Source organism: Pseudomonas sp. PDM01, from assembly GCF_014852325.1.
Lineage (GTDB): Bacteria > Pseudomonadota > Gammaproteobacteria > Pseudomonadales > Pseudomonadaceae > Aquipseudomonas > Aquipseudomonas migulae.
On record NZ_JACVBK010000008.1, the window covers coordinates 152,973 to 175,331 of the forward strand.

The 22,359-nt window shown below is 61.3% G+C and carries 23 protein-coding genes; 14 read left to right on the plus strand and 9 right to left on the minus strand.

The genetic code is table 11. The features are described from left to right. Nucleotides 1-168 precede the first annotated feature (168 nt). Nucleotides 169-1,485 (plus strand): Na+/H+ antiporter family protein, encoded by a 1,317-nt coding sequence (locus IB246_RS20555; protein ID WP_162130708.1) that lies wholly within the window; start codon nucleotides 169-171, stop codon nucleotides 1,483-1,485. A gap of 232 nt (nucleotides 1,486-1,717) precedes the next feature. Beyond that, nucleotides 1,718-3,400, plus strand: a complete 1,683-nt coding sequence (locus IB246_RS20560; protein WP_008035170.1) for a methyl-accepting chemotaxis protein — start codon at nucleotides 1,718-1,720, stop codon at nucleotides 3,398-3,400. Nucleotides 3,401-3,501: 101 nt separating this feature from the next. Here the strand turns inward: IB246_RS20560 and IB246_RS20565 are convergent, their stop codons facing one another. Continuing rightward, complete coding sequence (locus IB246_RS20565) at nucleotides 3,502-4,437, minus strand: LysR family transcriptional regulator (protein WP_008045186.1); 936 nt, start codon at nucleotides 4,435-4,437, stop codon at nucleotides 3,502-3,504. A gap of 213 nt (nucleotides 4,438-4,650) precedes the next feature. On the opposite strand from IB246_RS20565, the gene IB246_RS20570 reads away from it, so the two are divergent. From IB246_RS20570 to IB246_RS20580, 3 genes are all read left to right on the plus strand, one after another. After that, nucleotides 4,651-5,136, plus strand: coding sequence for a DMT family transporter (locus IB246_RS20570; RefSeq protein WP_008045188.1), 486 nt, complete (start codon nucleotides 4,651-4,653; stop codon nucleotides 5,134-5,136). After that, nucleotides 5,136-5,591 (plus strand): DMT family transporter, encoded by a 456-nt coding sequence (locus IB246_RS20575; protein WP_008035175.1) that lies wholly within the window; start codon nucleotides 5,136-5,138, stop codon nucleotides 5,589-5,591. The genes IB246_RS20570 and IB246_RS20575 overlap by 1 nt, the downstream gene beginning before the upstream one ends. 198 nt (nucleotides 5,592-5,789) lie before the next feature. Next, nucleotides 5,790-5,954, plus strand: coding sequence for a metallothionein (locus IB246_RS20580; RefSeq protein ID WP_008045190.1), 165 nt, complete (start codon nucleotides 5,790-5,792; stop codon nucleotides 5,952-5,954). Nucleotides 5,955-6,070: 116 nt separating this feature from the next. Here the strand turns inward: IB246_RS20580 and IB246_RS20585 are convergent, their stop codons facing one another. Next, nucleotides 6,071-6,298 carry a DUF6555 family protein gene (locus tag IB246_RS20585; RefSeq protein ID WP_008035177.1) on the minus strand — a complete coding sequence of 76 codons (228 nt, stop codon included), beginning with the start codon at nucleotides 6,296-6,298 and terminating at the stop codon, nucleotides 6,071-6,073. 146 nt (nucleotides 6,299-6,444) lie between these two features. On the opposite strand from IB246_RS20585, the gene IB246_RS20590 reads away from it, so the two are divergent. The 3 genes from IB246_RS20590 to IB246_RS20600 all read left to right on the plus strand — a co-directional run bounded on the left by IB246_RS20590 (nucleotide 6,445) and on the right by IB246_RS20600 (nucleotide 8,560). Beyond that, nucleotides 6,445-7,215, plus strand: coding sequence for an AraC family transcriptional regulator (locus IB246_RS20590; protein ID WP_032832904.1), 771 nt, complete (start codon nucleotides 6,445-6,447; stop codon nucleotides 7,213-7,215). Between the two features lie 183 nt (nucleotides 7,216-7,398). Beyond that, a complete protein-coding gene (locus IB246_RS20595; RefSeq protein ID WP_008035179.1) occupies nucleotides 7,399-7,572 on the plus strand; it encodes a DUF1427 family protein in 174 nt (57 codons plus the stop codon). A 31-nt stretch (nucleotides 7,573-7,603) separates the two neighbouring features. After that, complete coding sequence (locus IB246_RS20600; RefSeq protein ID WP_008045193.1) at nucleotides 7,604-8,560, plus strand: quinone oxidoreductase family protein; 957 nt, start codon at nucleotides 7,604-7,606, stop codon at nucleotides 8,558-8,560. Between the two features lie 104 nt (nucleotides 8,561-8,664). Here IB246_RS20600 and IB246_RS20605 read toward each other — a convergent pair whose 3' ends face one another. After that, a complete protein-coding gene (locus IB246_RS20605) occupies nucleotides 8,665-9,339 on the minus strand; it encodes a hypothetical protein (protein WP_008045195.1) in 675 nt (224 codons plus the stop codon). 367 nt (nucleotides 9,340-9,706) lie between these two features. Between IB246_RS20605 and IB246_RS20610 the strand changes: the two genes are divergently transcribed. The 3 genes from IB246_RS20610 to hemB all read left to right on the plus strand — a co-directional run bounded on the left by IB246_RS20610 (nucleotide 9,707) and on the right by hemB (nucleotide 12,486). Then, the gene (locus IB246_RS20610) at nucleotides 9,707-10,405 is read left to right on the plus strand and encodes a glutathione binding-like protein (RefSeq protein WP_008045197.1); all 699 of its coding nucleotides are present in this window, start codon (nucleotides 9,707-9,709) and stop codon (nucleotides 10,403-10,405) included. A 33-nt stretch (nucleotides 10,406-10,438) separates the two neighbouring features. Next, complete coding sequence (locus IB246_RS20615) at nucleotides 10,439-11,281, plus strand: PhzF family phenazine biosynthesis protein (RefSeq protein ID WP_008045198.1); 843 nt, start codon at nucleotides 10,439-10,441, stop codon at nucleotides 11,279-11,281. 230 nt (nucleotides 11,282-11,511) lie between these two features. Then, a complete protein-coding gene (gene hemB / locus IB246_RS20620) occupies nucleotides 11,512-12,486 on the plus strand; it encodes a porphobilinogen synthase (RefSeq protein ID WP_008045200.1) in 975 nt (324 codons plus the stop codon). Nucleotides 12,487-12,605: 119 nt separating this feature from the next. Here hemB and IB246_RS20625 read toward each other — a convergent pair whose 3' ends face one another. Next, the gene (locus IB246_RS20625; protein WP_008045202.1) at nucleotides 12,606-14,138 is read right to left on the minus strand and encodes an FAD-dependent oxidoreductase; all 1,533 of its coding nucleotides are present in this window, start codon (nucleotides 14,136-14,138) and stop codon (nucleotides 12,606-12,608) included. A gap of 279 nt (nucleotides 14,139-14,417) precedes the next feature. Between IB246_RS20625 and IB246_RS20630 the strand changes: the two genes are divergently transcribed. Further along, complete coding sequence (locus IB246_RS20630; protein WP_008045204.1) at nucleotides 14,418-15,512, plus strand: DUF1615 domain-containing protein; 1,095 nt, start codon at nucleotides 14,418-14,420, stop codon at nucleotides 15,510-15,512. A gap of 78 nt (nucleotides 15,513-15,590) precedes the next feature. Here the strand turns inward: IB246_RS20630 and IB246_RS20635 are convergent, their stop codons facing one another. Beyond that, a complete protein-coding gene (locus tag IB246_RS20635; RefSeq protein WP_192230168.1) occupies nucleotides 15,591-15,992 on the minus strand; it encodes a hypothetical protein in 402 nt (133 codons plus the stop codon). Between the two features lie 177 nt (nucleotides 15,993-16,169). Further along, nucleotides 16,170-16,964: a DUF4349 domain-containing protein gene (locus tag IB246_RS20640; protein WP_008043871.1), complete on the minus strand. Its 795-nt coding sequence runs from the start codon at nucleotides 16,962-16,964 to the stop codon at nucleotides 16,170-16,172. 146 nt (nucleotides 16,965-17,110) lie between these two features. On the opposite strand from IB246_RS20640, the gene IB246_RS20645 reads away from it, so the two are divergent. Then, a complete protein-coding gene (locus IB246_RS20645) occupies nucleotides 17,111-17,734 on the plus strand; it encodes a glutathione S-transferase (RefSeq protein WP_008043873.1) in 624 nt (207 codons plus the stop codon). A gap of 116 nt (nucleotides 17,735-17,850) precedes the next feature. On the opposite strand, the gene IB246_RS20650 is transcribed toward IB246_RS20645, so the two are convergent. Then, nucleotides 17,851-18,291 (minus strand): CBS domain-containing protein, encoded by a 441-nt coding sequence (locus tag IB246_RS20650; protein WP_007944798.1) that lies wholly within the window; start codon nucleotides 18,289-18,291, stop codon nucleotides 17,851-17,853. Between the two features lie 324 nt (nucleotides 18,292-18,615). Here IB246_RS20650 and IB246_RS20655 point away from each other — a divergent pair, with 324 nt between their 5' ends. Then, nucleotides 18,616-20,976, plus strand: coding sequence for a DNA polymerase II (locus IB246_RS20655; protein ID WP_162130718.1), 2,361 nt, complete (start codon nucleotides 18,616-18,618; stop codon nucleotides 20,974-20,976). Here the strand turns inward: IB246_RS20655 and IB246_RS20660 are convergent. Continuing rightward, entirely contained in the window at nucleotides 20,941-21,411 is a 471-nt protein-coding gene (locus tag IB246_RS20660; protein WP_008043883.1) for a DUF1810 domain-containing protein, read from the minus strand. The genes IB246_RS20655 and IB246_RS20660 overlap by 36 nt on opposite strands. Nucleotides 21,412-21,440: 29 nt before the next feature. Next, nucleotides 21,441-22,262: an aldo/keto reductase gene (locus IB246_RS20665; protein ID WP_008043885.1), complete on the minus strand. Its 822-nt coding sequence runs from the start codon at nucleotides 22,260-22,262 to the stop codon at nucleotides 21,441-21,443. Nucleotides 22,263-22,359 lie beyond the last annotated feature (97 nt).

Sequence of the window (22,359 nt, forward strand, 5' to 3'; positions counted from 1 at the left end):
TGGTTCCGACAGGGGCGGCGTCGCTCGTGCGTTCGGGTCGCTGGCTTTGACAAGGCGGTGATGGTCCGGCACAGTGCGCGCCCTCTAATAAAACCCATTCCTTATCCCGCTGGCGGCTCTTCGCAGACTGCCGGCCGGGCTCATTTCGCTTGCCTTGAGGTAACGATGATTAATGCTGTAATTGCCGCGGTCGGCATCATGCTGATTCTCAGCCTGTCCCGCGTGCACGTGGTGATCGCGCTGATTATCGGCGCGCTGGTGGGTGGTTTGACCGGTGGCCTGGGCATCGACGCCACCTTGAAAGCCTTCAACAGCGGCCTCGGCGGCGGGGCGACGGTGGCCTTGTCTTATGCCTTGCTCGGCGCATTTGCGGTGGCGATCGCCAAGTCCGGCCTGGCCCATGCGCTGGCCGACAAAGCCCTGGCCATGGTTGACCGCCAGCACGCCAACGGTGGCGGCTCGGTGAAGTGGCTGCTGATCGGCCTGCTGTGGGTGGTGGCCATCGCTTCACAGAATATTCTGCCGATACATATCGCTTTCATTCCGTTGCTGGTGCCGCCGCTACTATATGTGCTGACCAAGCTGCAACTGGATCGGCGGTTGATCGCCTGCGTCATGACCTTCGGTCTGATCACCCCGTACATGTTCCTGCCCGTGGGCTTCGGCAACATCTTCCTCAATGAAATCCTGCTGGCCAACGTGGCCCGCAGCGGCGTCGATATCAGCGGCATCAACGTCACCCATGCCATGGGCATTCCGGCGCTGGGCATGGTGGTGGGGCTTGCGGCAGCCTTTATCAGCTACCGCAAGAAGCGCGTCTACGACCTGGAAAAGATCGAACAGGTCGAGCAGGTCGCGGTGCAGTACAACCCGCTGAGCCTGATGGTTGCGGGTGTGGCGATTGCGGCGGCGTTCATTATTCAGTTGTTGCTGGACTCGATGATTATCGGTGCACTGGCAGGCTTTTTGATCTTCTCGGTGTCGGGCATCGTGAAGTGGCGCGACACCGATGACCTGTTCACCGAAGGCATGAAGATGATGGCGATGATCGGTTTCATCATGATCGCCGCCTCGGGGTTTGCCGAAGTGATGAAAGCCACCGGTCAGGTGCAGACGCTGGTTGAAGCGTCGGCGTCGTGGATCGGCCACAGTAAAGGCATCGGTGCGCTGCTGATGTTGCTGGTCGGTCTGCTGGTGACCATGGGCATCGGTTCGTCGTTTTCCACCGTGCCGATTCTGGCGGCGATTTTTGTGCCGCTGTGCGTGCAACTGGGGTTCAGCCCGATCGCCATCGTCTGCATCGTCGGCACCGCCGGCGCGCTGGGTGACGCCGGTTCGCCTGCTTCCGACTCGACGCTCGGCCCGACCTCCGGCCTGAACATCGACGGTCAGCACCACCACATCTGGGACACCGTGGTCCCGACCTTCCTGCATTACAACCTGCCGCTGCTGGCGTTCGGCTGGGTGGCCGCGATGGTTCTCTGATTCCAACCTGCCCGGTGATGGTGCCTGTGAAAACGCCATCGCCAGCAAGCCGGCTCCTACAGGTCAGAGGTGTCGGTAGGGTCAGCGTTGATCGCGCAATCTGTAGGAGCCGGCTTGCTGGCGATGGCAATTTCAAATACGCCATCGCCGGCAAGCCGGACTCCTACAGTTTTGCGTTGGCGTGCCGTTAAAGCCTTTAACCACGCCAATAAAACCAAAAGAGTGAACCGTCATGCGCATGAGCCTGAAGGCTAAAGTCCTGTCCCTTGCCGTCCTCCCGGTGTTGCTCTTTGCGCTGGTCATCAGCCTGACCACGTTGTTCGTTCTGCAGGAACAGGCCCGCAAGGAAGTCGAGGAGACGCGTCAGCGCCTGCTCAGCGACGCCAAGGCCACCCTGCAAAGTTACGTCGCCGTGGCCATGACCGCGATCAAACCGCTCTACGAGGCCGCCGCCCCTGGCGATGACGCGGCGCGGGCCCAGGTGATCAAATTGCTGTCGAGCATCAGCTACGGCAAGGAAGGCTACTTCTTCGGCTACGACTCCAACACCGTGCGCCTGTTCAAGGCCAACAGCCCCGAAGGCGTGGGCCAGAGCTTCAAGGACAACCGCGACCCGAACGGCGTCTACGTCAACCGCGATCTGGTGAAAGTCGCCAAAGACGGCACTCACTACCTGCAATACAGCTCGCCATTGCCTGGCAACACTCAGGTGCTGGTACCAAAACTCGGCTACACCGAATACCTGCCGAAGTGGGACATGGCGGTCGGCACCTCGGTCAACCTCGACGGTATCGAAGCGCAGGTGGCCGTGGTCGAAGCCAAGGTTCAAGACCGGATGGAAGGCGTGTTGCTGAGCATCATCGGCATCGCCGCCGTCGTGCTGCTGCTGATTGCCGCCGCCGGCATGCTGCTGGCCAACACCATTCTGCGTCCGCTGAACCTGATGAAAGCCAACCTCGACGACATCGCGGCGGGCGAGGGCGACCTGACCCGGCGCCTGACCATCACCAGCCAGGATGAACTCGGCCAACTCGCCGGCTCGTTCAACCGGTTCGTCGACAAGATCCACGGCCTGGTGCGCCAGATCACCGAAATGACCTCGCAATTGACCGGGCTGGTGAACCAGGTCTCCGATCAGGCCCAGCGTTCGGATCAGGCGATGGAGCGTCAACGTCACGAGACCGATCAGGTGGCCACGGCGATCAACGAAATGTCGGCCGCCGCGCAAGAAGTGGCGAAAAGTGCACAAAACGCCGCAGTGGCGGCGCAGCAGACCGACGAAGAAGGCCAGACGGCCAAGCGTGTGGTGGCTGGCAGCATCGTCAAGATTCATGCGTTGGTCGACGATATTCGCAGCAGCGGCGTGTCCCTCGACAGCCTGCAAAAGGACGTGTCATCGATTGTCAGCGTGCTCGGGGTGATCCGTTCGATTGCCGAGCAGACCAACCTGTTGGCGCTCAACGCCGCCATTGAAGCGGCCCGTGCCGGTGAGGCCGGTCGCGGTTTTGCGGTGGTGGCCGACGAAGTCCGTGCGCTGGCCAGCCGCACGCAAATCAGCACCCAGGAAATCCAGGGCATGATCGACCGCTTGCAGGCCGGCACTCAGTCGGCGGTGGAAGCGATGCGCCGCTCCAGCGAGGCCGGCGACGGCACGTCCATGCAGGCCAACGAAGCGGGTGCTTCGCTGGACACCATGGCTCAACTGATCGGCACCATCAACTCGATGAACGCGCAGATCGCCAGCGCCGCCGAGGAGCAGACCGCCGTGGCCGAAGAGATCAACCGCAGCGTGCATCAGATCGCGGTGGCCGTGGACAACGTGGCCGGCGAAACCCAACTCGGCGCCCAGACGTCCCGCAGCCTGGCTGATCTTGGCCAGCGCCTCGGCACTCTGGTCGGCCAGTTCCGCATCTGACCCCCGAACCTACCGTAGGAGCCAGGCTTGCCGGCGAAGGCGTACTTGAGGACGCCTTCGCCGGCAAGCCTGGCTCCTACAGTAAACATTTCGCATCGTCCTTAAGGCCTGTCCCAATACGGCACAGCCCCAAAGCATTCGACATAGAAATCAATCACCGTCCTTACCTTCACCGACAACCGTCGGCTCCCGGGCCAGAGCACGGCGATCTGTTGCGGCTCAAGGCTGTTGGACACCTGATATTCCCCCAGCACCGGCACCAGCGTGCCGTTGCGTACCGCTTCACCAATCAGCCACGAAGGAAACATCACCAGGCCCAGGCCTTGTTCGGCGGCCTGTGTGAGGGTGTCGGCGTGGTTGCCGGTGATCGGTCCCTTCACCGAGTAGGGCCTCCAGTCCTGCTGACCCTGGCGGAAAAACCAGCGTTGCTGGCCGGCCACGCCTTTGTAGGCCAGGCATTGATGCGCCGCGAGGTCTTCGGGATGCAACGGTGTGCCATGGCGTTTCAAGTACGCCGGGCTCGCCGCCACCTGAAAGCGTTGAGGCGCCAGAATCCGCGCCTGCATGCTCGAATCGTGCAGCGGGCCGATGCGAAACAGCAGGTCGGCACCCTCCTGTAACGGTGCGACGTAGCTGTCGGTCTGCTGGATATCCAGCTGCAATTTCGGGTAGCGCTCGCACAGTTGCCCCAGCCAGGGCGTCAGGTGCCGCTGGCCAAACACCACCGGCGCGTTGATCCGCACCAGCCCGCTCGGCTCGCTTTGTTGTTCCTGCAACGCCTGTTCGGCTTCCTCCAACTGCACCAGCACCAATCGCGCATGGTCGCCGAGCAAGCGTCCGGCTTCTGTCGGCGTGACCGCGCGGGTGTGGCGGTAAAGCAATTGCTGGCTCAGCGCCTGTTCCATCAACTGGATCTGCCGGGAAATCGACGACGGCGCCAGGCCCTCGCGGCGGGCGACTTCAGAGAAGCTGCCGTGGTCGAGTACGGCGACAAACAGCCGAAGTGCCTTGAAACCCAATTCGTTGAGGCCGTGCATGAAGAATCCTGCTGTGCGAGTTACGCAAAAGTGTTGTCAGGATGCTCCCATTTATCGCACAGCAGCGCCAGCCGATAATGCGCGCCAATCACACCGACAACACAAATCCCGTGTAGGAGCCGGCTTGCCGGCGATAGCAATCTCGAGGACGCCATCGCCGGCAAGCCGGCTCCTACAGGGATCGCGTGTTGATCGATAACACAGGAGTTCCCAATGCAATCTTCTTCAATCGATATCGCTGTCACACCGGCAACCCAACCCGGGTTGCGGCTTTTGCTGCTGCCTTTGGTGATCCTGGCCGGTATGGGCCTGTCCGTGGAGGCCGGTCTGCTCGGGCCGCTGGGGGTTCAGGTCGGTCACTTGTGGGCGACGTTGAGCATCTTCGGCGTCGGCTCGGCGATCCTGTTTTTCCTGCTGTTGCTCAGCGGCCCGCAAAAGGGACCGGCCTTCAGCGACTTGCCGCGCTGGCAGTTGATCGGCGGTTTTCTCGGGCCGATCTACGTGGTGGTGCTGACCCTGGCCACGCCGTACATCGGCATTGCGATGACGATGATCGCGATCCTGTCCGGGCAGGTCGGTAAAAGCGTGCTGATCGACCACTTCGGCTGGTTCGGCGCCACTCGTAAAAAGGTCAACGGTGAACGTTGGCTGGCCTTGCTGCTGATTGTGGCGGCACTTGTTCTGATTGCGCGGGGTTAATGATGAATCTGATTATTTTGTTGGCGGTGGTCGTGGCTGCCGGTGCGGTGTTGAGTGTTCAGGCCGCCATCAATGGGCGTCTGGGCGAAACGGTCGGTGTGCTGCGCAGCAGTTTGTTGACGTTCGTGGTGGGTGCGGTGAGCACCGGGTTGCTGATCCTGTTTTTCGAGCCGGCCCAGGCCATGAGCCTGCTGGACGTGCCGAAATGGCAGCTCAGCGGCGCGCTGTTCGGCGTGGTGTACATGATGGTGATGGTGGGGGCGGTGCCACGGGTGGGTACGGCGGTGGCGACGGTCGCGGTGATCGTCGGGCAGTTGGGCATGGGGATGCTGATCGATAACTTCGGCTGGCTGGGTAACCCGCAGATCGAACTGTCCGGCAGCCGGATACTGGCGATGGTGTTGCTCGGGTTGGCGCTGGTGTTCATGTATCGCAGCAATACCCGCCAGGCCTGACCGCTTTCGCTTTCCTGTAGGAGCGAGGCTTGCCCGCGAAGCAGATGCCGCGATCTAAACAGTTGCATCGCGTTATCGTTCTTCGCGGGCAAGCCTCGCTCCTACAGGTTTGGGCTGCGTCGTCTGTGGCAACTTCTACACTGGTGAGACGGGTTGTAGCTTCAAGCCCCGACGACCACCACCTGAGGAGTCAGACTCATGATTGACAGTGAAGACATCTGCGACTGCCCGAAATGCAACTGCAAACTGGGCCAGCATCCGATCGCACGTCACGGCAAGCACTACTGCTGTGAGGCCTGCGCCAAACACCATGAACACGGTGAAGAATGCGTGCACAAAGAATGCAAATGCGCTCAACACTGACTGTGTAGGAGCAAGCTTGGTCCGGGCGGCGTTCCGACGATGCAGGCGCCGAGGTTCTTCAGGCTGACCGCGTTATCGTTCATCGCGAGCAAGCTTGCTCCTACAGAAAAGCGTGGTTAGCTTGCTGGCCGCCAAGTGACATTTTCCACGCCGAATTTTTCCGCCATCGGCTTGCTGGTCTTTTGCACTTTCTCCCTTCCAAAGCGCGGGATCCGGCCCACGCCGGCGTCGCAACTCGCCCAATGCCAAGCCTGCGCATTGTCCATTTTGTCCAGGCGAATGATGAAAGACTTTGGGACGCCATGAAGGGTGTATTCAATGACGAAAAGTTTTGCGTTATTCATAAAGCCCGTATTCCTCCCTGTGGTAATAGAAGGATCGTCGGCGGTACGGAAAATTCATTCGGATTGTCAGACGGCTGCGGCCAGTGGCGACGAGGCCTGCGGCTGGTTACCATGGATTTTCTGAAAATCCCCGATGAATGCTGACCATGGCCCTTGCCGCGCCCCCCGACCTGAGTGACACCGATGTGCCCGTGCAACCGCTGGCGCGCACCTATCCGCGCGGGCTGTTCATCGAGCCCCACGAGCATGTCTGGGGCCAGTTGTTGTATGCGATGAGCGGGGTGATGTGGGTCGAAACGCCGCATGAGGCGCTGGTGGTGCCGCCGCAACGGGCGGTGTGGTTGCCGCCGGGCGTGCCTCACGGCATTCGCGTGGTCTCGGACCTGCAGATGCGCAACATCTACCTGCGTCCGGCATTGGCGGCGACGCTGGACGACACGGTCCAGGTGATCGAAGTGGGCGGGTTGCTGCGTGAACTCATCGTCGGGCTGGTGGAGCAGGGCGACGACGGCGCGCCGGAGTATTACGAAGCGCTGGTCGGGCTGGCACTGCTGGAACTGCGGCGAGCCAGGCGTTCGCTGCTGAAAATCCCGTTGCCGGATGATTCCGACCGGCGCCTGATGAACCTGTGTCAGGCCGTCATGGCCGCGCCATCGCTGGACGTTTCCTTCGAACAACACGCGCAAAACGCCGGGGCCAGCGTGCGCACCCTGGCGCGGCTGTTCAAGGACGGTCTGGGCATGGGCTTCGCCGAGTGGCGGCGACAAGTGCAACTGGCGACTGCAGTCGCGGAGCTGATCCAGGGGGCGCCGGTCAGTGCGATTGCCCGGGAGCTGGGCTACTCGCCGAGCAGCTTCAGCGACATGTTCCGTCGGGAACTGGGTGTCGCGCCCTCGCAGTTCTGCACGAACCTGTAGGAGCCAGCTTGCTGGCGATAGCATCCTCAAATTTTGCATCGCCCTCACGTCAGCTATCGCCAGCAAGCTGGCTCCTACAAGTTACTGCGGGTGGTTTGGCCGGAATTCAGAAGCACTTGGCCGATGCTCGCGGATGCCGGCCTTTAGACTTTGGGCATCCCTCAATTGCCCACGGAGTCTGCCATGAGCTACCTCATCTCGTTGGTCATCGGTCTGGGCGTCGGTTTGCTTTACGGCGCGCTGGATTTTCGTTCCCCCGCACCACCGGCCATCGCGCTGGTGGGCCTGCTGGGCATGCTCGCCGGTGAAAAATTGTGGCCCATGGGGCGGCAACTGGTCACTGGCTGGATCTCCTGAATTCCCTTTCCCCTGTTGGATGGACACTCCCATGAAAGCATTGCAGTTCGACAAAACCGGCGACCTTTCGGCCCTGCGCTATGTCGAGGTTCCGACCCCCGTGCCCGGCGCCGATGAAGTGCTGGTGCAAATCAAGGCCGCCGGCCTCAATCCCAGCGATGTGAAGAATGTGCTGGGGCGTTTTCCCTACACCACGTTGCCGCGCATTCCCGGGCGTGATTTTGCGGGTGTAGTCGTCGAAGGCCCACAGGCGCTGATCGGTCAGGAAGTGTGGGGCACCGGCCGTGAGCTGGGCTTTTTCGCCGACGGCTCCCATGCGCAATTCGTCAAGTTGCCGGCCAACGGCGTGGCGCGCAAACCGACCCACCTGAGTTTTGCCCAGGCCGCCAGCCTCGGCGTGCCTTACACCACGGCGTGGGATGCGCTGGAGCGCAGCCTGGTGAACGCACAAACGCGGTTATTGGTGATCGGTGGCGGGGCGGTCGGCAGTGCTGCGCTGGCGCTGGCCAAGGTGCGTGGCGCCCAGGTGCTGGCGGCGGCGCGTCGGCCGGAGCAGGTCAAGGACTTGCAGGCTCAGGGGTATCAGACGTTGCAGCTGGATAAACCCGAGGACTTGGGCGCGCAGGTGAATGCGGTCTACACCGGCGGCGCCGATGTGATTTTTGACACCACCGGGTTCTGGCTGCCGGCTTCCGTCCCCGCGCTGGCCGCGTTCGGTCGCATCGCGATCATCGCCGCGCCGGTGGATGGCCAGGTGCAATTGCCGGCCCTGGCGCTGTATCGCAAGGGCGGTTCGGTGGTGGGGATCAACTCGTTGCTATACGGCGTGCAAGCGTGCGCGGCGATGCTCGATCAGTTCGGCCGGTTCTTCGACCAGGACCTGTTGCCGTTGCCACAAGGGTTGTTCGAATCGCCACTGGCCGAAGGGCTGGAACGTTATGCCGAAGTGAATCAGGGCAGTGGCGACAAAGTCATCCTGCTGCCGTAACCCATCCCTGTAGGAGCCGGCTTGCTGGCGATGCGGGCAACTCGGTGCAACGGGAAGACCGAGGTGTCTGCATCGCCAGCAAGCCGGCTCCTACACAAATCGTGTTATGTCGGGCAGGTTTCCCGGCCGTTATCCAGGCCTTGCTTGTAGCTGTGGCTCTGCAGACTGGCCTTGCCGTTGTGCCAGGTCAGGGTGAGTACATACAGCGAGTCGTAGTCGCTGGACTCCCAGTCATCGGTGATGTTCTGTTTCTTGCCGACCGCTTCGCCGGCGACCTTGTTGATCAGCTCGGGCAGATAGCCGTGGGACCACGCGGTGTAGATCACCGAGTTGTGGTACTTGTCGTGCAGCAGTTCGTCGGCCAGGTCACTGGTGTCATTGGCCGAGAAGTTGATGTTCACCGGCAAGCCGAGCTTGATGGCGCTGGGGCTGATGGTCATCAGGGGGCGAATGTAGCTGTAGGAATTATCCAGCTCGCCTTCCTCGACATTGCGCGTCGGGTTGGCTGCAAACACGTAGTTGGCCTTGCCGAATTTTTCCGGGAGCAGGGTGGCCAGGTCGATGGCGCGGTTCAGGCCCTGGCAATTGAGCTGGCCGAGGCCGCCGGCGGGTTTTTCCGCGTGGCGCAGGAAGACCAGCGTCTGGGTGCCGTCAGCCGGCTGGGCGCGGCTTTCACGGACTTCCAGCGACAGGAACAGCGCACTGATTGCCAGCAGGGAGGGCAGCACAATATAAGCGCGATGTTTGAAGCGTTGGACCAATTTCATAAGGTTCATCATGGAATAAGGGTTCTTCAGCGCATTCGGTTAAGGCTGACAAACCTTTACACCACGCGCTCCCAGCGTCGGGTGTTTTCCATGTCGATGATCCGGTCCGTTTCCGAAAGGGCAACACTCAGAGTCCACTGAGGCCCGTTTGGTTCGATTCCGGCGGCATGCGCAGCAATGTACCGATAACCATGAACGGGTTGGAGCAGAGGTTATCGACAGGATGTTGCGGATTTATGGACACAGTACACGGGGCGGTCGCAGGAGAAGACTGCAATCCATTGATCTTGGTAATCATCAATATCGATACGCCGTACGTCGCAGCCTGCGGCCACTCACACTATGATCGTGCCTCTCAATCTCTTCGTGGATCCATGCGATGACCGATCTGTCTGCTTTCCCTATCACTCAAAAATGGCCAGCCCAATACCCTGAGTGGATTCAGCTCTACTCGTTGCCGACCCCCAACGGCGTCAAGGTGTCGATCATGCTCGAAGAGATCGGCCTGCCCTACGAGCCGCATCGCGTGGGCTTCGACACCAGCGACCAGCTGTCGCCCGAGTTTCTGTCGCTGAACCCCAACAACAAGATCCCGGCGATCCTCGACCCCCACGGGCCGGACGACCTGCCGCTGCCGTTGTTCGAGTCCGGGGCGATTCTGATTTACCTCGCCGACAAGAGCGGGCAGTTGCTGGCCCAGGAATCGGCTGCGCGTTACGAGACGATCCAGTGGTTGATGTTTCAGATGGGTGGTATCGGGCCGATGTTTGGCCAGCTCGGTTTTTTCAACAAATTCGCCGGCAAGGACTACGAAGACAAACGCCCTCGGGATCGCTATGTCGAGGAAAGTAAACGTTTGTTAAAAGTGCTTGATGGACGTCTGCAGGGGCACGACTGGATCATGGGCGAGCGCTACACCATCGCCGACATCGCGACATTCCCGTGGGTGCGCAACCTGATCGGCTTCTATGAGGCGGGCGATCTGGTGGGCATCAAGGATTTCCCGAACGTGACGCGGGTGCTGGAGCGCTTCCTGGCGCGGCCGGCGGTGATGCGCGGGCTGGAAATTCCCAAGTAAGACCTTTCGAATCCACCAAGACCAAGGCAGGCCATGCACGCATTCGATTTCAAGCAAGTAGATGTCTTCAGCCGCGTTGCGCTCAAGGGCAATCCGTTGGCCGTGGTGTTCGGCGCCGATGAGCTCAGCGATGAGCGCATGGCGGCGTTCGCCACCTGGACCAATCTCAGTGAAACCACGTTCATCCTCGCCCCGCAGGACCCTCGGGCCGATTATCGGGTGCGGATTTTCACCACCCTGAACGAGTTGCCGTTCGCCGGTCACCCGACCCTGGGCACCTGCCATGCCTGGCTCGAAGCCGGTGGCGTGCCCAAGGGCGAGGAGATCATTCAGGAATGCGGCGTGGGCCTGGTGCGGGTGCGCCGGCAAGGCGCGGAACTGGCCTTTCTCGCACCGCCACTGCTCAAGACCGGGCCGGTGCAGGCGGAGCTGGTGGAGCGGGTACGACGCGGGCTCCGATTGGAACCGGGCGCCATCGTGCGGGCGCAGTGGGTCGATAACGGCGCGGGTTGGCTGGCGGTGATGGTCGAGGATCGTCAGCAGGTGCTGGATCTTCAGCCGGACCATACGCAGATGCTTGGCCTCGCGGTCGGCGTGATTGCGCCGTGGCATCCCGAGCGTGACGGCGATGACGCACAGTTCGAAGTGCGGGCGTTCATTTCCGGCGACGGCATGCCGGAAGATCCCGCCACCGGCAGCCTGAATGCCGGCATCGCCCAATGGCTGCTCAGCGAAGGGCTGGCGCCGGCGTCTTACGTGGTGAGTCAGGGCTTGACCATGGGGCGGGCTGGGCGCATTCAGGTCGATCAGGTGGGCGATGAGATCTGGATTGGTGGTTCTGTAGTTACGTGCATTACCGGCACGCTGAACATCTAAACCTGTGGGAGCGAGACCGGCTTGCCGGCGATGGCGGTGTATCAGTCAATATCTCTGTTGTTTGACACACCGCCATCGCGAGCAGGCTCGCTCCCACAGGGATTCCGGTGATTATTGCTGTGGCGGTAACGGTTTTTACTCCGCTGAGGTTTGTGCCCGGCGGCGAACTGGGCATAAGCTTTCGCCCCCTTACGACTTTCGTCTCGTCCCCCGATTTTTCAGGAAGCCCCATGTCCAGTCAGTTCCCCGAAGCACGTCCACGCCGTCTGCGCCGCAATGCGAGCCTGCGCAGCCTGTTCCAGGAAACCGAATTCAGCTTGAACGATCTGGTGCTGCCGATTTTCGTCGAGGAAGAAATCGACGACTTCGTGCCGATCAAAAGCATGCCCGGTGTGATGCGGATTCCGGAATCGAAACTGGCCGGCGAGATCGAGCGCTATGCCCGTGCGGGAATCAAGTCGGTGATGACCTTCGGCGTGTCCCATCATCTGGACAGCAGCGGCAGCGACACCTGGAGCGACAATGGCCTGGTCTCGCGCATGGCGCGCATCGCCAAGGACGCGGTGCCGGAGATGATCGTGATGTCCGACACCTGCTTCTGCGAATACACCGACCACGGTCACTGCGGCGTGTTGCACAACCACGAAGTCGACAACGACCAGACCCTGATCAACCTCGGTAAACAAGCCGTCGCGGCAGCCCGTGCCGGTGCCGATGTGATCGCGCCGTCGGCGGCCATGGACGGCCAGGTCCAGGCGATTCGCCGGGCGCTGGACGCCGCCGGTTTCACCCAGACCGCGATCATGGCCTATTCGACCAAATTCGCCTCGGCGCTCTACGGCCCGTTCCGCGAAGCCGGCGGCAGCGCACTCAAGGGCGACCGCAAAAGCTATCAAATGAACCCGATGAACCGCCGCGAAGCGGTGCGTGAGTCGTTGATGGACGAGCAGGAAGGCGCCGACGCGCTGATGGTCAAGCCGGCCGGCGCGTACCTGGACATCATCCGCGACATTCGCGAGGTTTCGCGCCTGCCGCTGTCGGCGTACCAGGTCAGCGGCGAGTACGCGATGATCAAGTTCGGCGCACAGGCCGGGGCCATCGATGAGGACCGCGTGGTGCGCGAGAGTCTCGGCGCGATCAAACGGGCGGGGGCGGATTTGATCTTCACCTACTTCGCGATGGACCTGGCCCTGGCCGGGATCTAAAAAACACACAAAATCTGTAGGAGCCAGCTTGCTGGCGAAGCGGTGGGCCAGTCACCCGAGACGCTGGAGGGGCCGGCCTCATCGCGAGCAAGCTTGCTCCTACAGGATTTGCGGCGCGCTCAGGCCCCAAAATACGGTCGTATCCCGCGATCCCGGAAGTACCGTTCGATCACCTTCGGATCCGAGCACGACTCGGCCACCGCCACGTAGGTATCCGGCCGCAACAAATAAAACCCGTTGCGCCCAAGGCCTGATGTTTCAAACGCCGGTCGCCAGTCAAACACATGCAACGGCAAGTGATGTTCATTGCACCAGGCAATCATTTCGTCGCTGGTGTCGCCGTACACATGCACCTGCCAGTTCGGGCACTTCAGCGGCCCGAAATTATCCCCTTCACCATCATGTGCCCACGGCAGGCGGTCACCTCCGTGAACGTGCCCGGCGACGCCGGTGCTCAATGGCATTCCACGATAATTGAGGGTGATCTGCGACACCGTACGAAACAGGAATTCCCGGGAAGCCTCGAACGAAGCCATTTTCGGCAACAGGAACGGCGCCAGACGGGTACGCAGCAAATCTGCCATGCGTCCTTCGGCGGTGACAAAACTGAACACCCGGTCGGTGGTGGCGACCAGTTTGCGGGCAAAGGCGATGCGCTCGGTTTCATACGTGTCGAGCAGATGCGGGGCAGCACCGCCGCTCAACACGGCCGCGAGTTTCCAGGCGAGGTTGATGGCATCGCCGATGCCGGTGTTCATGCCCTGGCCGCCCGCCGGGCTGTGGACATGGGCCGCGTCGCCCAATAGAAACGCGCGACCGCTGCGAAAGTGATCGGCCACCCGATGATGCACACGGTAGGTCGAGAACCAGTTCACCTGCTCGATCTGCACTTTCAAGTGTTCGATGGCGCGGGTGCTGACGTCTTCGAATCGCAGGGTTTCCACGTGCTCGGCGCGTTCGTCACGAACGGTGCCGATCAACCGCGCGCGACCTTCGCCGGCGAGGGGAAACACCGCGAGAAAGTCTGCTTCATCGAGGTCCAGGTGCAGCTCGCCATTGAGCGCCGGCCCGCTGGCCTGTACGTCGGCCACGTAGAAAATCTGCTGGTAGGTGCCGCCGGGAAATCCGGTATCGAGGGTTTTGCGCACCCGCGAGCGGGCACCGTCGCAACCGGCGAGGTAACAGGCTTGACAGGTTTCCTCTTGACCATCGGGCAGGCGCAGCCGCGCGGTGATGCCATCGCCGGTTTCTTCGAAACTCTCCAGCTCGGTGTTGCGCTCGACCCGTATGCCAAAGGTTTCCAGGCGTTCAATCAGCAATTGTTCATGCTCGTCCTGGGGAAATATTTCCAGGAACGCGTACGGCGTCAGGCCCTCGCCAATCCGGCCCAACGGCAAACGCGCCACGGGTTCGCCCTTGACCCAGAAGTTCGCCGCCGCTACGCGATGCCCTTTGTGTATCACGGCCTCGTTGAGGTCGAGCTGGCGATACAGTTCCAGTGTGCGCGCTTGCACGGCCAACGCCCGTGAAGTGGTGCCGGGGGCCGAGGTCTTGTCGATAATCCGCACGCGGATCCCCAGTTTGCTCAGCCACAGCGCGAGCACCAGACCGGTGGGGCCGGCGCCGATGATCAATACGTCGCTACGGTTCATGCGCCTGTTCTCCCCTGGCGTCTTGGCTCAAGTATGGTCCAGCCGAAGAGGGCCGTCAGACAGCCCGCCCAACGGAAAAAGACCCTGTAGGCGCCGGCTTGCTGGCGATGAACGATAACGCGCTCATCTTGATGCACCTCGGTGCTCCCATCGCCAGCAAGCCGGCTCCCACCGTTCAGTGTGTCTGTGCCGGGAACAGTGTGTCGCCGGCACAGTCATAGCCTGCGCCATGCGATTGATCGTATGGTTAACCCGGTTCAACGGATCTGATGGAGCGCCATGCAAGCCAATCGATTGATCACGAGCGTCGCGGCGCTGTTGGTGCTGGCCGGTTGCGGAACTCAGCGTACCCAGGAAGCCCCGGCCCGCACACCCAAAGAGGTCAAGGCCGAGATCGTGCGCCTGCTGCCGACGAAAACTGTTGATAGCCAAGGCTGGGCCACGGACATCTACGCGGCGTTTGCTGCGCAGAACATTTATCCCTCTACGCAAAATCTGTGTTCCGTACTGGCGGTCACCGAGCAGGAGTCGACCTTTCAGGCGGACCCGCCGGTGCCGGGCCTGGGCAAGATCGCCCGAGAGGAAATCGACCGCCGTGCCGCCAAGGCCCACATCCCCGGCCTGCTGGTGAGCGGTGCGCTGCAAATACGTTCCAGCACCGGCAAAAGCTACAGCGACCGATTGAATGCTGCGCGCAGTGAAAAGGAACTGAGCGCGATCTTCGATGATTTCATCGGCAGGGTGCCCATGGGCCGCACGCTGTTCGGTGGTTTCAATCCGGTGCACACCGGTGGGCCGATGCAGGTCAGTATCGACTTCGCCGAGCAACAGGCGCGGGGTTATCCGTACCCGGTGGACGGCTCGATTCGGCATGAAGTGTTCAGCCGTCGCGGCGGTATGTATTTCGGCATCGCCCACTTGCTCGGTTATCCGGTGAGCTACAAGCAGCCGCTGTACCGCTTCGCCGATTTCAACGCCGGTTGGTACGCCAGTCGAAACGCCGCATTTCAGAATGCGGTGAGCCGTGCTTCGGGGATTCCTCTGGCGCTGGACGGTGATCTGGTGCGCTACGACTCGATCATGCCCGGCACCACGGAACTGGCCGTGCGCACCCTCGGCAAGCAACTGGGCATGCGCAATCCGACGATTCGGGATCAACTGGAGAAGGGCAAAAGCCTCGAGTTCGAGGACAGCACGTTGTATCAGCGGGTTTTCGAATTGGCCGAGAAGGCCGAAGGCCGTTCATTGCCGCGAGCGGTATTGCCGGGGATTGCGTTGCAGAGCCCGAAAATCACCCGAAAACTCACCACGGCTTGGTTTGCCAAGCGGGTCGACGAGCGTTATCAGCGCTGCATGGCGCTGGCGGGGAAGTGACCGGTCTCAAAAAATGCATAAAAAAACCCGGCGGGTAAGGCCGGGTTTTTTGTCGAGTGTTGCTGCAAAACCATTCATTCATACAGCGCGGCTTTCGATCAGACGGTCGGAACCACCTTCGGCAACGCGGCTTTCGATCAGACGGTCAGAACCACCTTCGGCGACGCGGTTTTGGATCAGGCGATCGGAACCACCTTCGGCGACGCGGTTTTCGATCAGGCGGTCGGAACCACCTTCGGCGACGCGGTTTTCGATCAGACGGTCAGAGCCACCTTCGGCAACGCGGTTTTCGATCAGACGGTCGGAACCACCTTCAGCGACGCGGTTTTCGATCAGACGGTCGGAACCACCTTCGGCCACACGATTTTCGATCAAACGATCCGAGCCGCCTTCAGCGACAACAGGGTGAGCGGACGAAGCGGCAAAAGCGTTAACTGCAAAAACCGAGAAAGCGATGCTGAGGAAGAGTTGGCGTTTCATGGTGGTGTGCTCCGGGGTGTAGTTGTTTGGTATGGAGCTGATGGTACGCCGCACAATTTTTATGAGAACTTCATTGACGTGATGGTGAACATCGACGGCAGTGATGGAGCAGGTAACTCCCCGTGCGTAGGCGTGATGGTTCAGTTGTCGGCAGGCGGAGCGCGGTTGACGCCCGGCTCAGGTCCGACGCCGAACGAACTTGCGCCACAACCAGACCCACAGCATGAACAGCGGGAACGCGAGGATCAGGAAGGGCAGGGCGTAACTGGTTTTTTCCAGTGCATCGGCGGCGCCGTCGGCCAGGTTGTCGAGCAAATTGCTGAATGCCTGGCTCAAGTGCGACGAGCGACTGCTGGCGCCGGTCGGCAGGAACGATAAGGTGACCCGATTGGTGTCGAGACGCCGCTGGTGCCCGGCGGCAATCTGCGCCAGGGCTTGCAGATCGTTTTCGATCCCGGCCTGCTCTTTGCTCAGGGTGATCAGGTCGGTGACGCTGATGTCTTTGCGGGTCGCCAGTTCATCCAGGCGTTGCTGCTGGGCCTTGAGTCGTTCCTGGCGTCGGCGGGTGTCGTCCACGGCATCGGCGAGGTCTTCGGCGCTGGTGATCCGCTGACCCAGTTCGCCACCCTCGGCGGCCATCGCCACCAACGGCTCGACGCCGGCAGGAGCAATGCGCAAGGTGATGTCGGCGCGGCCGGCGCCTTGCTCGATGCGCAAGACATTGCAGGCGCCGAAGCGTGCGGTTTCGCACGCCTCACGCGTGGCCTGCAAACGCGGGGCAATCTCTGACTGGGGCAGCAACAGCTGCAATTTGTGTTCATAGGCGAGCATGGCCCCGCCACGCCCTTGTTCACCGGCTAGACTGGCCGATGACGAGTGGTCGCTTGGCGAGCAGGCACTTAGCGCCAGGCAGGCCAGAATGAAACCGAAGGTACGAAAAAGTGCGGCGCGTTGGCCATCCTGTTGGCGCATGTTCTTTCCTTGAAGTGTGCTGCGGGGGTATTGGAAGAGAGCCCCGGGATCGCGCATCTTACCTGCATAGATCCGCCAAATGGCAGGGAACGTGACCTTTGCCCGCTCGTCTACCGACTACCTGTTCGTCTCGCCAGGAGCGCGATATGTATCAGCTATACGGACACCAGAACTCCGGCGCCGCTGCCATCGAAGCTGCGTTGGAGCTGTGCGAGATTCCTTACCGCTTCATCGACGTCGAGTTATCCACCGAGGCGGCCCACGCGTTGGAGAAGATCAACCCGCTGAAGCAGATTCCGACCCTGCAACTGCCTGACGGCAGCGTTCTCACCGAAAGTGCGGCGATCTTGATTCATCTCGGGTTGACGTTTCCCAAGTCGAAACTGCTGCCCAAAGACGCCGCCGAGCGCGATCAGGCGATCCGGGGGCTGGTGTACATCGTCACCAATTGTTATGCGGCGATCGGCATCATCGATTACCCCGAGCGCTGGTTGCTCGTGGCGGACAAACCCTCGCGTGACAACCTCATGGCCGGCGCACGCGAGCGGTTGCACTGGAGTTGGGAGGTGTTTGCCGATCAGTTCTCGGGCGAGTTGTACCTGGGCGATGAGACGCCGGGTGCGCTGGATGTATTGGCGGCGGTGATCTCGCGGTGGGCGGGCACCCGGGAGCATTTGCGCAGTGCCCGGCCCGGTTTTTTCGCCTGGCTTGAGCGAATCGACCGGCACCCGACGTTGGCACCGGTTTTTGCGCGGCATTGGCCCGTTTGAATATCACTGATGACCTGTAGGAGCGAGGCTTGCCCGCGAAGGCGTTGGGTCAGGCGACACGTTCATTGACTGAGTCGGCGCTTTCGCGGGCAAGCCTCGCTCCTACAGGGCTCGCATTACTCGCCGCGAATGTACTGCTCCAGCTGGCGGATCAGTTCTGCCTGCTCCGCGATCGCTTCCTTGACCAGGTCGCCGATCGACAGCAAGCCGATCAACTTGCCGTTCTCCACCACCGGCAGGTGGCGCAGGCGCCTGTCGGACATGATGCCCAGGCACGTATCGACGGTTTGATGGGTGTCTACGGTGATGACTGGCGACACCATGATGTCGCGCACCGGCGTGCCCACGGAAGAGCGGCCATGCAGCACCAGTTTGCGCGCGTAATCACGTTCACTGATGATGCCCAGCACTTCGTCATTCTCTACCACCAGCAAGGCACCGACGTTCTTCTCGGCCATCTTCATCAGTGCTTCGAGCACCATGTGATCGGGTTTGATCTGGTGCACTTCCTGATTTTTCTGATCTTTCAACTTGAGCAGTTGGGCGACGGTTTTCATGGTGGCTTCTCGGGTGTTGTCGTTGTTCTTGAAGAATCGTAGACCCGAGCGCCGAGGGCAAGGCAGAAAACGGCAGATAACGCGCAAAAAACGCCATTCAGCCGTTTTTCTTCGATAAACCTCTCATTTTCGAACACCCCACCGACCTTGTAGGAGCCGGCTTGCCGGCGATAGCGGTGGGTCAGGCGACGTATTTATCGTTTGAACGGGCGCTATCGCCGGCAAGCCAGCTCCTACAAGGGTTCATTCCAATCCAGGCGTTCGCTGTTATCCCCCGCAATGCCGCGTAGAATTGCGCTCTGAATCAGAGGTGAGGTTGCAGTGGTGGATTTACAGCGGGGCTTCGTCCTGACCCGGCATTGGCGCGATACCCCGGCCGGTACGGAAGTCGAGTTCTGGCTGGCGACCGACACCGGTCCCCAGCGTATTCGCCTGCCGCATCAACCGTCGGTGGCGTTCATCCCCGCCGAGCAGCGCGAACAAGCTGAACAGGTGCTGCACGGCGAAAAAAACGTCGAGCTCAAACCCCTGGCCCTGCTGGATTTCGAGCATCGCCCGGTGCTCGGCCTGTATTGCCAGCAACACGGTCAACTGATGCGCCTGGAAACCGCGCTGCGCAAGGCTGGCGTCGAGATGTTCGAGGCCGACGTACGCCCCCCGGAACGCTACATGATGGAGCGCTTCATCACCGCGCCGGTGATCTTCGGTGGCACACCCGATGCCGAAGGCCTGCTGCTCGACGCGCAGATGAAACCCGATCCCGACTATCGACCGACGCTCAGGCTGGTGTCCCTGGACATCGAAACCACCGCTCAGGGCGATCTGTATTCCATCGCGCTGGAAGGCTGCGGCGAGCGTCAGGTGTACATGCTCGGCCCGCCCAACGGCGACGACAGCAAGGTCGACTTCCAGCTCGAGTATTGCGAGTCGCGCACCCTGCTGCTGAAAAAGCTCAACGAATGGTTCGCCCGGCACGACCCTGACGCAATCATTGGCTGGAACGTCGTGCAGTTCGATTTGCGCGTGCTTCACGAACACGCCCGACGCCTGGCGGTGCCGCTGAAACTGGGGCGCGGCGGTGAGGAAATGCAGTGGCGCGAGCACGGCAGCCGCAACCATTACTTCGCCTCGGCCGCCGGGCGATTGATCATCGACGGCATCGAATCCCTGCGTTCGGCGACCTGGAGTTTTCCATCGTTCAGCCTGGAAAACGTCGCGCAAACCCTGCTCGGCGAGGGCAAGTCGATCAGCACGCCGTACCAGCGCATGGACGAAATCAACCGCATGTTCGCCGAGGACAAACCGGCGCTCGCCACTTACAACCTCAAGGACTGCGAACTGGTCACGCGGATTTTCGCCAAGACCCAATTGCTCACTTTCCTGCTGGAGCGGGCCAGCGTGACCGGTTTGCCGGCGGATCGCAGTGGCGGTTCGGTGGCGGCCTTCACGCACCTGTACATGCCGCTGATGCACCGCCAGGGGTTCGTTGCGCCCAACCTCGGCAGCAAGCCTGCACAGGCCAGCCCCGGCGGATTTGTCATGGACTCGCAGCCGGGCCTGTACGAATCGGTGCTGGTGCTCGACTACAAAAGCCTCTATCCATCGATCATCCGCACCTTCCTCATCGACCCGGTGGGCCTGATCGAAGGGCTCAAGCATCCCGAGGACAGCGAGTCCGTGCCCGGTTTTCGCGGGGCGCGTTTTTCCAGAACCCGGCACTGCCTGCCGGCCATTGTCGCCCGGGTCGCCGAGGGCCGCGAAACCGCCAAGCGCGAACACAACGCGCCGTTGTCCCAGGCGCTGAAGATCATCATGAACGCCTTCTACGGCGTGCTCGGTTCCAGCGGTTGCCGTTTCTTCGATACGCGTCTGGCCTCGTCGATCACGTTGCGCGGGCACGAAATCATGCTGCGTACCCGCCAGTTGATCGAAGCCCAGGGGCACACAGTGATCTATGGCGATACCGACTCGACGTTTGTCTGGCTGCGCCGCGCCCACGGTCAGCAGGAAGCGGCGCAGATCGGCCACGCGCTGGTGGATCACGTCAACCAGTGGTGGCGCGTGCATGTGCAAGAGGAGTACGGGCTGCAGAGCGCATTGGAGTTACAGTTCGAAACCCACTACAAGCGCTTTCTGATGCCGACCATTCGCGGTGCGGAGGAGGGCAGCAAGAAGCGTTATGCCGGGCTGGTCACGCGTGACGACGGCAGCGACGAGATGGTCTACAAGGGGCTGGAAACCGTGCGCACCGACTGGTCGCTGCTGGCCCGGCAATTCCAGCAAGAACTGTACACACGGATCTTCCATCGCCAGCCCTATCAGGACTATGTCCGCGAGTACGTGCGCAAGACCCTGGCGGGCGAGTTCGATGATCGCCTGATCTACCGCAAGCGCTTGCGCCGGACCCTGGATGACTATGAGCGCAACGTGCCGCCGCATGTCCGCGCGGCGCGGATCGCCGACGACTACAACGATCAACAGGGCCGTCCGCGGCAATACCAGAACGGCGGCTGGATCAGCTACGTGATCACCGTCGCCGGGCCCGAGCCGCTGGAGATCCGCAGCGCGCCGATCGATTACGACCATTACGTCACCCGGCAGCTGCAACCGGTGGCGGATGCGATTCTGCCGTTCGTGGATGACGATTTCTCAACCCTGATTGGGGGGCAGTTGGGCCTGTTTTGAGTCCAGCAGCGATAACGTCCAGTCATCCGGAATCCCATGGAAGTGCCGCATCAGCGCTTGCTGGAACAGGCTGTCATCCGGGGCGAACTGCGCGAACAGGGTCATCGACGAGCGGAACTTCAGATTGTCCGGATGGCCGAAAATTTCGATGATGGAGCGTTCCGGAATATCCAGCACCAACTGCGTGCAGGTGCGCAGCCGTGGGCCCAGCAGCGCATGCTTGAGGTACGCCGAAGCCTCCTCTCCAGAGTGAATGGCATATCGTTGCGACATTTCGCTGCCGCCCAGGCCGATGAATTGCGGAAAGATGAACCACATCCAGTGACTGCGCTTGCGGCCCGCAACGAGCTCGTTTTTCACCCGTTCGAATACCGGGTCCTGCGCCCGTAGAAAGCGTTGCAGATCAAAGACGTCGAGCTGATCGGTGCTTCTCATGAGAAGCCCTCTGACAGAACCGCGATGGCTCAGACCATGGCCAGTCGCTGTTTGCGGTGTGGCGCGTGAAACGCGTGGTCCAGCGCCTCCAGATCCCCGGCTACAAGCTTCAATTGCGCGGCATGCGCATTCAGTTGCACATGCTCAGGTCGGACCGCCTTGGGGATGGCAATGACTCCATCCTGCCGCAGAATCCATGCCAAGGCTACCTGGGCCGGTGTCGCCGCGTGACGGACGGCCACCTGCTTGAGTGTCGGGTGAGCGAGCAAACTCCCGCCCTGGCCGATGGGACAGTACGCCATCAATGGCTGACGATGCTGTTGGCTCCACGGCAGTAAATCAAATTCTATTCCACGCTCCTCAAGGTTGTAGAGCACTTGATTGGTGGCGCAGGCCGGGGAGGCCAGTTCTTGCAGGTCATCCACGTCGAAATTGGACACGCCCCAACGGCCGATCTTGCCGGCCTCGCGCAGGCGTTCGAATGCCTCAACGGTTTCTTCAAGGGGGTACTGGCCGCGCCAGTGCAGCAGGTACAAATCAATGTAATCGGTGTTCAACCGCCGCAGGCTGCGTTCGCAGGCCTCGGGGATGCCCTTGCGGCTGGCGTTGTGCGGATACACCTTGCTGACCAGAAACACCTTGTCGCGCAGGCCGGCAATGGCTTCGCCGACGACTTTCTCGGCGCCCCCTTCGCCGTACATTTCCGCGGTATCGATCAAGGTCATGCCCAACTCGATGCCCAGGCGCAACGCGGCGACTTCCTCGTGGTGTCGAGCGCGATCTTCACCCATGCGCCAGGTGCCCTGGCCGATAACCGGTACGTTGATGCCGGCCAGTTCGAGAGTCCGCATGCAAAGCTCCTTGATGTCATTCGGTCGATACTTCGGTTGGCAGCAGAATAGCCCATGGGTTCCCCGGGCTGTAGGTGTCAACGATAACGCGGGCTGT

Coding starts and splice junctions, on each gene's coding strand:
- IB246_RS20560 (WP_008035170.1), top strand. CDS start 1,718: ATGCGCATGAGCCTGAAGGCTAAAGTCCTGTCCCTTGCCGTCCTCCCG.
- IB246_RS20565 (WP_008045186.1), bottom strand. CDS start 4,437: ATGCACGGCCTCAACGAATTGGGTTTCAAGGCACTTCGGCTGTTTGTC.
- IB246_RS20570 (WP_008045188.1), top strand. CDS start 4,651: ATGCAATCTTCTTCAATCGATATCGCTGTCACACCGGCAACCCAACCC.
- IB246_RS20575 (WP_008035175.1), top strand. CDS start 5,136: ATGATGAATCTGATTATTTTGTTGGCGGTGGTCGTGGCTGCCGGTGCG.
- IB246_RS20580 (WP_008045190.1), top strand. CDS start 5,790: ATGATTGACAGTGAAGACATCTGCGACTGCCCGAAATGCAACTGCAAA.
- IB246_RS20585 (WP_008035177.1), bottom strand. CDS start 6,298: ATGAATAACGCAAAACTTTTCGTCATTGAATACACCCTTCATGGCGTC.
- IB246_RS20590 (WP_032832904.1), top strand. CDS start 6,445: ATGGCCCTTGCCGCGCCCCCCGACCTGAGTGACACCGATGTGCCCGTG.
- IB246_RS20595 (WP_008035179.1), top strand. CDS start 7,399: ATGAGCTACCTCATCTCGTTGGTCATCGGTCTGGGCGTCGGTTTGCTT.
- IB246_RS20600 (WP_008045193.1), top strand. CDS start 7,604: ATGAAAGCATTGCAGTTCGACAAAACCGGCGACCTTTCGGCCCTGCGC.
- IB246_RS20605 (WP_008045195.1), bottom strand. CDS start 9,339: ATGATGAACCTTATGAAATTGGTCCAACGCTTCAAACATCGCGCTTAT.
- IB246_RS20610 (WP_008045197.1), top strand. CDS start 9,707: ATGACCGATCTGTCTGCTTTCCCTATCACTCAAAAATGGCCAGCCCAA.
- IB246_RS20615 (WP_008045198.1), top strand. CDS start 10,439: ATGCACGCATTCGATTTCAAGCAAGTAGATGTCTTCAGCCGCGTTGCG.
- hemB (WP_008045200.1), top strand. CDS start 11,512: ATGTCCAGTCAGTTCCCCGAAGCACGTCCACGCCGTCTGCGCCGCAAT.
- IB246_RS20625 (WP_008045202.1), bottom strand. CDS start 14,138: ATGAACCGTAGCGACGTATTGATCATCGGCGCCGGCCCCACCGGTCTG.
- IB246_RS20630 (WP_008045204.1), top strand. CDS start 14,418: ATGCAAGCCAATCGATTGATCACGAGCGTCGCGGCGCTGTTGGTGCTG.
- IB246_RS20635 (WP_192230168.1), bottom strand. CDS start 15,992: ATGAAACGCCAACTCTTCCTCAGCATCGCTTTCTCGGTTTTTGCAGTT.
- IB246_RS20640 (WP_008043871.1), bottom strand. CDS start 16,964: ATGCGCCAACAGGATGGCCAACGCGCCGCACTTTTTCGTACCTTCGGT.
- IB246_RS20645 (WP_008043873.1), top strand. CDS start 17,111: ATGTATCAGCTATACGGACACCAGAACTCCGGCGCCGCTGCCATCGAA.
- IB246_RS20650 (WP_007944798.1), bottom strand. CDS start 18,291: ATGAAAACCGTCGCCCAACTGCTCAAGTTGAAAGATCAGAAAAATCAG.
- IB246_RS20660 (WP_008043883.1), bottom strand. CDS start 21,411: ATGAGAAGCACCGATCAGCTCGACGTCTTTGATCTGCAACGCTTTCTA.
- IB246_RS20665 (WP_008043885.1), bottom strand. CDS start 22,262: ATGCGGACTCTCGAACTGGCCGGCATCAACGTACCGGTTATCGGCCAG.